The following is an 8,473-nucleotide window of genomic DNA, read 5'->3' as shown; positions in this document are numbered from 1 at the left end:
CTGGCCCGCACCGCCCGCCGGCTCTCGGCGCGCCGCCCGCTGGGCGCCCAGCTCACCGAGGCCGCGGCCCTGTGGGGGACCGGCCGCGGCGGCGCGGTGGCCGAGCGGATCACCTCCGAGCCCGGCCGTTTCGACCGCAACATGCGGCGTCTCATGTACGGGATCCTGCGGCTCCCGCAGCCCGCGACCGTCCCGGTGGCGGACCCGGTGTCCCCGCCGTTCCGCATCGAGGAGCCGCCGGGGCCGGGGCGCGGCGGCGTTCGGGGCGGCGCGCCGCGAGGCGGGCACCGCCGCGACGTCGGTCCCGGCTCCGGCTCCGCCGCCCGCGAGGCGGGGCGCGGTGCCCGGCGTGCGCACGGTCCGGGAGGCGTCACATGAACTGGCCCTCGAACGCGTGGTCCGCCGGGCCGTTCGGCCTGGACGCGGCCAAGGGCTCCACCGTGCCTCCGGTGCGCCGGGTCCTCGCCGTCGCGCACCATGTCACCGCGGCGGCGCGGCTGGCCGATGTCGTTCCGCTGCTGGAGAGCGACCGCCGGGTCGCGGTCGCCTACACCGCCTCGCCCGCGTCGCTGTTCACCGGCGGGCTGGAGGAGTTCCTGCGCGGGCTCGGCGGGCTGGTCCTGCCCTGGCAGCAGGCGGTCCGCACCCGGTTCGACCTGGCGGTCGCGGCCAGCCACGGCATGCTGGAGAACCTGCACGCGCCGGTGCTGACGGTGCCGCACGGCGCCGGGCAGGGCAAGCTGCTCGGCCGCCGGCCGGGGTTCGGGCCCCCGGCGGCCCGGTCGGTCACCAGCCTGGTCCGGGAGCGCCTGGTGGTGCGCGGCCGGGTGGTGCCGTCCTCGCTCGTCCTGGCGCACGAGCGGCACCGCGAGCTGCTGGGACGCGAGTGCCCGGAGGCGCTCGCGGTGTCGGTCGTCGGCGGCGACCCCTGCCTCGACCGCCTCGTGGCGAGCCTGCCGCACCGGACCGCCTACCGGCGCGCGCTCGGCGCGGGCGACGGCGGGCGGCTCGTCCTCGTCACCTCCACCTGGGGCCGCGACTCGCTGTTCGGCCGGGACCGGGACCTGCTGCTGCGGATCGCGGCGGAGCTGGCGCACGACGGGAACCGGGTGGTCACCGTGCTGCATCCGCACTTCTGGGCTTGGTACGGGCGGCGGCAGGTGGTGTCCTGGTACGCCGACTGCATGCGGATGGGCGTCCGGCTGCTGCCTCCCGAGGAGGGGTGGCGCGCGGCGGTGGTCGCCGCCGACCAGGTCATCGGGGACCACGGGTCGGTCAGCGGCTACTCGGCGGCGCTCGGCGTGCCCGTCGTCCTCGGCGCGTTCCCGGAGGAGAGCGTCGCGCCCGGCTCGCACATCGCGCGGCTCGGCGCCGTGGCGCCCCGCATGGAGTGGGACCGGCCGATCGGACCGCAGCTCGACGCCGCCGCGCATGCCTTCACCCCCGGCGTCCACGCCGCGTTCCGCGAGGAGCTCAGCTCCGAGCCCGGCCGCGCCGCCCGGCTGATCCGCGGCGAGATGTACCGGCTGATGCGGCTGCCCGAGCGGGGCGACCCACCGGAGGCGGTGCCCGTGCCGCTGCCCCACCCCATCACCTGGGACGGGCGGAGGGCCGCCTGATGCACGGCCACGGGACGCCGGGCGGCGCGGCCACGGGCGCCCGGACGCGGCTGGTACGGGTACGGGAGGAGTCCCCGGGCGGCCCGCCCGCCCGGCGGTCCCGCGGCGCCGAGCGGGTGCTCGTCGCCGGGCCGTTCCACGAGGTTCGCCTGGGCCTGTGGCGGCTCCCCGCCGGCCGCCCGCCCGGCCGGGACGCGGTCCCGCCCGGTGCCCGCGTCGACGAGCACCTGGCCGCCGGGCACGCCGAGACGTCGCCGTCCTGGCTCGCGTGCGCGGACGTCATCGTGCGCCGGGTCCGCGACCCGGATACGGCGCCGGACGCCCTGGACCGCCTGCGCGCCCGCTTTCCCGGTGCTCTCGTCGCGGTGGTGGACGCGGGCGCGCGGGGATGCGCCGTCGCGACGGCGTGCGGGTGGCGGGCCTGGCTCGTCCCCTGCGGTCCCGCCGTCCGGGGGCCGGAACGGGAGCCCGGCCCGGCCGGGCGCCTGCCATGGCCGGAATCGGACATCGCCTGCTACGCGTCGGCCGTCCATGCCTGGGTCACCTCGGGCCGCCCGCTGGACGCCCTCGCCCGCGTCCGGCTCACGGTGGTCTCGGGGCGGGCGGCAGCGGGGCCGGTGGCGCGGGTCCTGCCGGGCCGGGCGGCGGCTCCTCCGGCGGCTCGTCCGGCGGCTGCGCGGGCCCGGCCGCCGTGGTCCGGTCGAGCCGGTGCCTGACGGCCTCCGCCCGCGGCGCGTCCAGCTCGGCGTAGACGGCGTGGGCCTGCCGCAGGAGCCTGCGCTCGGTGGCCGGGTCGCCGCTCCGCGCCGCCAGCAGGGCCAGCTTCCACAGCAGTCCGCCCTCCTCGTGCCGGGCGCCGGTGACGCGGGCCCGCTCCAGGGCGGCGCCGAACGCCCCGGCCGCCGCGGCGTCGCGCCCGGCCCGCGCGTGGCACTCGCCGAGGCAGGTGAACGTGCGGGCCATGTGGTAGTCGTCGGCCAGCTCGGTGAACGTCTCCAAGGCGGCTCTCACCTCCCGCAGCGCCTCGTCGTGCCGGCCCGCGACACTGAGCGCGCCGCCGATGTGCCGCCGCATGAGCGCGACCCCGCGCGGGCGGCCCAGCGCGGCGTGCGCGTCCCGCGCCGCGGTGAACAGCTCCGTCGCCGCGGCCGCGTCGCCCGCCCCGAGCGCGGCGATGCCGAGGCCCTCCAGCGCGGCGGCCTCGCCCAGGCGGTGGCCCTCGCGCCGCTCCAGGGCCAGCGCCTCCCGGTAGGGGACGAGCGCGGCGTCGTGGTCGCCGAGCTTGAGATGGGCCATCCCGACTCCGGCCAGCATCCGGGCGCGGGCACGGGGCGCCCCGTCCGCCTCGGCGGCGGCGGCGCCCAGCTCGTGCGGTTCGATCCACGTGCGGTAGGGCCGCAGGTGCAGGAACAGCGGCCACATCGCCTCGCACAGCTGCCAGGCCGTGGCGGACAGACCGGCCGCGTGCGCCTCCCGGACGACCGCCACCAGGTTCGGCCCTTCCCGGTCGAGCCAGTCGAGGGCCGCGGCGCGGCCGGGAAAGAAGCGCTCCGGCCTGGCCCCCGGATACCGATCACCGAGGTGCCAGCGGCCGGGGAGCACGAGGACGTCGGCGGCGACGGCCCTGTCCAGGCAGTGGTCGGCCAGGCGCCGGAACGCCGCGGCCCGCTCGGCGCCGGAGTCGACCTCGGTGGCCTTGTCGCGCGCGTGCAGCCTGACGAGGTCGTGGAACCGGTAGTCCTCGTCCTCGCCCTCCTGCAGCAGGCTGGCGTCGACGAGGCCGTTCAGGAGCTCGGCCGCGCGGTCCTCGTCCGCGCCGACGAGCGCGGCCGCCGCGCCGAGGTCGAACCGGGCGCCGGGATGCGTGCCGAGCAGCCGGTAGGCGCGCGCATGGTCGGGATCGAGGCCCTGGTAGGAGGCGTTGAACACCACGTCCACCGCCATGTCTCCTTCCCTGGTGCGGAGTGCGGCCAGCCTGCGCTCCTCGTCGCGCAGCTCGGCGACCGCGCGGGAGATCGGCCAGCGACGGCGGGCGGCGAGCCGCGCGCCGCACGCGCAGACCGCGAGCGGCAGGCCATCGACGCCCTCGGGGCCGGAACCGGCCTCGCCGACGCCCTGTGCCGGCTCGTGTCGGCGGTCAGCCGCGGGCGGCTGACCGCCGACCACAGCGAGGTGACGCTGGTCATCCGCAAACCGGAGAACCGTTTCGCGCGGGTCATCTGAGGCGGCCGTACCGGGTGCCGGGATGCGCCGACCCGCACGACCGCAGTATTTTTCTGTGCGAAACCCCTTCTGAGCGGCGTCCGAGGCGAAGCGGACGGCGACGCCAGGCTGCCGTCAAGGAGGCGTTCGGGGTATGTCCCCCGTAACGACCCACACCTGGACCAGCCCGGCCGTGCGCCGGGCAGGATCGGAGAACGCGGTGACCGCCGAAGCCGGCCTTCCCGACACGCTGCGCGACCTGCCCGTCCGGACTCCGGACGCGGTGGAGCTCGCCGACCTCGAGCTGCTGCTGTCCGGCGCCTACCGGCCGCTCACCGGGTTCCTCGGCTCGTTCGACACCGCGATGGTGATCGCCGGCGGGCGGCTGGCCGACGGTACCCCCTGGCCGGTGCCGGTCACCCTGTCCGTCCCGAAGGAGCTGACCGCGCACGAGCGACTCGTCCTGCAGGACCCGGAGGGCGTGCCGCTCGCCGTGCTCCAGGTCACCGAGGCGTGGCAGGACCCCACCACCCAGGGCTGGCGGCTCGCGGGTCCCCTGGAGGCCCTCCGCAGTCCGGCGCACGGACCGTTCCACCGCCTGCGCCGGCGCCCCGACGCGGTCGCACCCGCCGCGGGAGTGACCACGACGGGGGGCACGCCGGGAAGCGCGGCGGGGGGCGCCGAGGCGGGTTCCGCGGGGGCCGCCGAGCCGTCCGGGAACGTCCTGGCGGTCGCCACCCGCGAACCCCTGCACCGCAAGCAGCTCGGCCAGCTCCGCCAGGTCGCCGAGCGGCTCGGCGCGCGGGTCCTCATCCTGCCGATGCTGAGCGGCGAGCACGACGAGTCGCTCGTGCGGGCGCTGCTCGGCGTCCGCCGGGAGCTGCCGGACGGCGCCCGGATCATCCCCGTCCCGCTGCCGCCGCGCGGCGCCGACGCTGACCGCGACCTGCGGCTGCGCGCCCATGTCGCCGCCGCCTACGGCGCCACCCACCTGCTCGCCGACCGGGAGGTGGAGGGCGGCGCGATCCCGGTGGTCGTCCCCGAGCCGTGGGCCTACGACGCCGACGTGGAGGTCTGGCGGCCGGTCGCGCGGATCGAGCCCGACCACGTCCAGGCCGAGCTGACCCCCGAGCGGCTCGGCGAACTGCTGGACGCGGGCGAGCCCGTCCCCGACTGGTTCACCCCGCCCGCGGTCGCGGCCGAGCTGGCGCTGGCCCGCCCGCCCAAGCACTCGCGCGGCATCACGGTGTTCTTCACCGGCCTGTCCGGCTCGGGCAAGTCCACGGTCGCGCGGGGCCTGGCCGACGCGCTGGTCGAGCGCGGCGGCCGGACGGTGACGCTGCTGGACGGCGACGTCGTCCGGCGGCTGCTGTCGGCGGGGCTGACCTTCTCCCGCGCCGACCGCGACCACAACATCCGGCGCATCGGCTTCGTCGCCGCCGAGATCACCCGGCACGGCGGCGTGGCGATCTGCGCGCCGATCGCGCCCTACGCGGCGACCCGCGCCGAGGTCCGCCGGATGGTGTCGGTGTCGGGCGACTTCCTGCTCGTGCACGTCGCCACCCCGCTGGAGGAGTGCGAGCGCCGCGACCGCAAGGGCCTGTACGCCAAGGCGCGGGCCGGGCTGATCCCCGAGTTCACCGGGATCTCCGACCCCTACGAAGAGCCGGCGGACGCCGACCTGACGCTCGACACCTCCCGGATGTCGCCGGACGAGGCGGTCGAGCGCGTCCTGGAGCTCCTGGTGGCGGGCGGCTGGGTCCGGCCCGAGTAGAGACGGCCGAAAAGAGACGGCCGAGAAGGGCTGCACCGTCCGGAGCTGGGATGTTCCGGACATACCCGGGCCTACCGGACGATCAGCGGGTGTCGTACCCTGCTACGGGAGTTTTCCGATATAGCTGGTAGGTCATGCCGATGGACGTCGACTGGACGATGGCGCTGGGGTCGTTCCTGGTCGCCGTCATCGTCGGGCTGACCGGCATGGGCGGCGGCGCTCTCATGACGCCCATGCTCGTCACGTTCTTCGGCGTGAGCCCGCTCGCCGCCGTGTCCAGCGACCTCGTGGCGGCCGCGGTGATGAAGCCCGTCGGCAGCGCGGTGCACTACCGGCAGGGCACGATCGACATGCGGCTGGTCGGCTGGCTGTGCGCGGGCTCGGTGCCCGCGGCGTTCTCCGGCGTGCTGATCGCCCGCGCGCTCGGCGACGGCGCCGGGGTCGAGGACGTGATCAGCAAGGCGATGGGCGTGGCCCTGCTCATCGCCGCGGCCGGGCTCGCCGTGCGCGGCTACCTGGCCCACCGCGGCCGGGCCGGGACGCCCGAGGACGGCGGGCGGGCCCCGGAGATCACCGTCCGCCCGGTGCCGACCGTCCTGGTGGGGCTGGCCGGCGGCCTGGTGGTCGGCATCACCTCGGTGGGCTCCGGCTCCCTGATCATCGTCGCGCTGCTCGCGCTGTACCCCGCGCTCAAGGCCAACCAGCTCGTCGGCACGGACCTGCTGCAGGCGGTGCCGCTGGTGTTCTCCGCCGCGCTCGGCCACCTGCTGTTCGGCGACTTCCGGATGGAGGTGACCACGGCGCTGCTCATCGGCTCGGTGCCGGGCGTCTACCTCGGCTCGAAGATCTCCTCGCGGGCGCCGGGCGGGCTGATCCGGCGCGTGCTGGCGCTCGTCCTCGTCGCGTCCGCGCTGAAGATGTTCGGTGTCGGCGCGGTGCCGCTGGCGTGGATCCTGGTCGTGCTCGCCGCGGGCACGGTGGGCGGCTGGCTCGCGCTGCGCCACCGGGCCCCGCGTCCCACGGCGGTGAACGCGGCCGAGACCGCGTCCCCGCCCGCCGGGGCGCCGCTCCTGTCAGCGGACGAGCTCGTCCGCTGACTCCTGAGCCGGGACGGCCTCCGACGCGGGCGGCGGGTCGCCCTTGCGCAGTATCCGCCAGAGCATCACCGCGGAGACGAGCCCGCCCGCGCCCAGGCAGTAGGGGGCGGCGGACGCGTGCCCCGGGTCGGCGCCCAGCAGGACGGCCAGCACGACCAGCCCGCTGAGGCTCTCCACGCCGCGGACGACGAACACCGACCGGGACCGCTTGCGGGCGGTGGCGAGGCTGGCCAGCGGCAGGGTGCAGGCGAAGCACACCGCGTAGACGCCCCAGCCGCCGAGCGCGACCTCGTCCACGGCGAAGGAGCCGCCGGTGACGAGGGGACCGAGCCGGTCGACGAGCAGGACCCCGGCGAGGCTCATCACCAGCGCGATCCCCGACATCAGCGCGCAGGCGCGGACGGCCTGCCGGGCGCGCATGGGCCGGCCGGCGCGCTCGGCCTTGGCGAAGTCGCCGAGCAGGAACCACCCGGCGCCGTTGACGAAGGTGAGCGCGGGCGCCAGCAGCAGCCGGGCGGCCTCCACCCCGGCGAGCGCGGCCTTGGACGCGAACGCGGCGATCATGATGCGGGCGAGCAGCAGCGCGGTCGGCCGCACACCCGCCTGCACCGAACGCCACCACGAGAAGGCGAGGATCTCCCGGAACGCGGTGCCGCGCAGCGGGGCGAGCGCGTACTCGGCGGCGGGCAGCCGGATCCTGGCGAGGACGATGGAGGCCAGGCAGCCCGCGCACATCGTCGCCAGCAGCAGCCCGACCGAGGCGTCCGCGCCGAGGGCCAGCGCCCCGCCCAGCGCGGCGAGGGTGGTGACGAGGTAGCAGGCGTCGTTGGCGGTGAGCCGCCAGAACTCCATCCGCGCGGTGAAGATCCGCCGGCCGGTCTCGTTCAGCAGCCACAGCGCGACCAGCAGCGCGAACAGCGCGATCCCGGCGGGCCCGGCGAGGCCCATCAGCACGGCGACGAGCGCGCCGACGGCCGCGCCCGCGCCGACCGTGCCCGCCACCGACAGCAGCAGCGCGCCGCGGATCCGTGGTTCGAACCGGTCGAAGACGGTCAGGGTGTCGCCGACCCAGCTGGTCTGCACCGACGTGATCATCACGAGGACGGCGAAGAACAGCGCGTAGGAGCCGTACCCGGCCGCGCCGAGCGTCCGCGCGGCCAGGGCCTGGACGACGAGGCTGCCGCCCGCGGTGACGAACTGGACGGTGACGGCGCCGCCCGCCTTCGCGAGCAGCCGTCCCACCTTGGCCGCCGCCCCGCCGCGCCCAGGGCGGGACGGGGCCGTGCCCCCGGTCGCGCTTCTTCCCGAAGCCTCCTGGTTCACCTGTCCAGGTCGTAGTGGATCAGGGACGAGTCGTCTTTTCCCTTGCCGGATCCGCCGCCCTGCTCCGGCTCGCCCGCGGGCTCACCGGACGCGCGCTTGCCGGACGGGCCGCCCTTGCCGGCGGCCAGGGACGTGGGGTCCTCGGCGGTGCGGGTGGGGTCGCCGCCCTCGGGCCACAGGTCGACGGGCAGGTCGGCGGGGCCCGCTTCGGGCTCGGCGGGGGCCGCGCCGCGCGCGGGCTTGGCGCCGGAGCCCTTGCCGCGCGGGTTCTTGCCGAGCGCGGACGAGCCGTTGCCGTTGCCCGCGGCGCGCGTCCCCCGGGAGCCGGACCCGAGGGTGGGCAGGCCGGTGCTCGGGCTGGAACTGGTGCTCGGGCTGGAAGCGGACGAGCCGCCGTTGAGGCGGGACCGGCCTCGCTCGGCGGGCGGCACCGCCGGGGGCGCCGGGGGCGTGGCGGG

At 77.0% G+C, this 8,473-nt stretch carries 5 protein-coding genes and 2 pseudogenes; 4 read left to right on the top strand and 3 right to left on the bottom strand.

The window, feature by feature from the left end:
• A pseudogene (locus E1291_RS35415) lies at positions 1 to 378 on the top strand (hypothetical protein); the annotation flags it as partial.
• Complete coding sequence (locus tag E1291_RS35410; RefSeq protein WP_131742422.1) at positions 375 to 1,619, top strand: hypothetical protein; 1,245 nt, start codon at positions 375 to 377, stop codon at positions 1,617 to 1,619. The pseudogene E1291_RS35415 and the gene E1291_RS35410, both read left to right, overlap by 4 nt.
• A gap of 582 nt (positions 1,620 to 2,201) precedes the next feature.
• Here E1291_RS35410 and E1291_RS35405 read toward each other — a convergent pair.
• Positions 2,202 to 3,785 (bottom strand): hypothetical protein, encoded by a 1,584-nt coding sequence (locus E1291_RS35405; protein ID WP_165495449.1) that lies wholly within the window; start codon positions 3,783 to 3,785, stop codon positions 2,202 to 2,204.
• 190 nt (positions 3,786 to 3,975) lie between these two features.
• Between E1291_RS35405 and cysC the strand changes: the two genes are divergently transcribed.
• Entirely contained in the window at positions 3,976 to 5,595 is a 1,620-nt protein-coding gene (gene cysC / locus E1291_RS35395; protein ID WP_242614576.1) for an adenylyl-sulfate kinase, read from the top strand.
• 134 nt (positions 5,596 to 5,729) lie between these two features.
• On the top strand, positions 5,730 to 6,692 hold the full coding sequence (locus E1291_RS35390; protein ID WP_242614575.1) for a sulfite exporter TauE/SafE family protein: 963 nt from the start codon (positions 5,730 to 5,732) through the stop codon (positions 6,690 to 6,692).
• Here E1291_RS35390 and E1291_RS35385 read toward each other — a convergent pair.
• Both E1291_RS35385 and E1291_RS42620 read right to left on the bottom strand, forming a co-directional pair.
• Positions 6,669 to 8,015 carry a polysaccharide biosynthesis protein gene (locus tag E1291_RS35385; RefSeq protein ID WP_131742420.1) on the bottom strand — a complete coding sequence of 449 codons (1,347 nt, stop codon included), beginning with the start codon at positions 8,013 to 8,015 and terminating at the stop codon, positions 6,669 to 6,671. The genes E1291_RS35390 and E1291_RS35385 overlap by 24 nt on opposite strands.
• Positions 8,012 to 8,473 (bottom strand): annotated as a pseudogene (locus E1291_RS42620) (hypothetical protein); the annotation flags it as partial. The pseudogene E1291_RS42620 and the gene E1291_RS35385, both read right to left, overlap by 4 nt.

The sequence above is a fragment of the Actinomadura roseirufa genome (assembly GCF_900659635.1).
In the GTDB taxonomy this organism is placed as follows: Bacteria; Actinomycetota; Actinomycetes; order Streptosporangiales; family Streptosporangiaceae; genus Spirillospora; species Spirillospora roseirufa.
The sequence above is the reverse complement of the archived record's forward strand: the minus strand, read 5'-3'. Positions and strand labels throughout refer to the sequence as shown.

Excerpts from the sequence above, each read along its gene's own strand:
- E1291_RS35410 (WP_131742422.1), top strand. The coding sequence starts at position 375 with ATGAACTGGCCCTCGAACGCGTGGTCCGCCGGGCCGTTCGGCCTGGAC.
- cysC (WP_242614576.1), top strand. The coding sequence starts at position 3,976 with ATGTCCCCCGTAACGACCCACACCTGGACCAGCCCGGCCGTGCGCCGG.
- E1291_RS35390 (WP_242614575.1), top strand. The coding sequence starts at position 5,730 with ATGCCGATGGACGTCGACTGGACGATGGCGCTGGGGTCGTTCCTGGTC.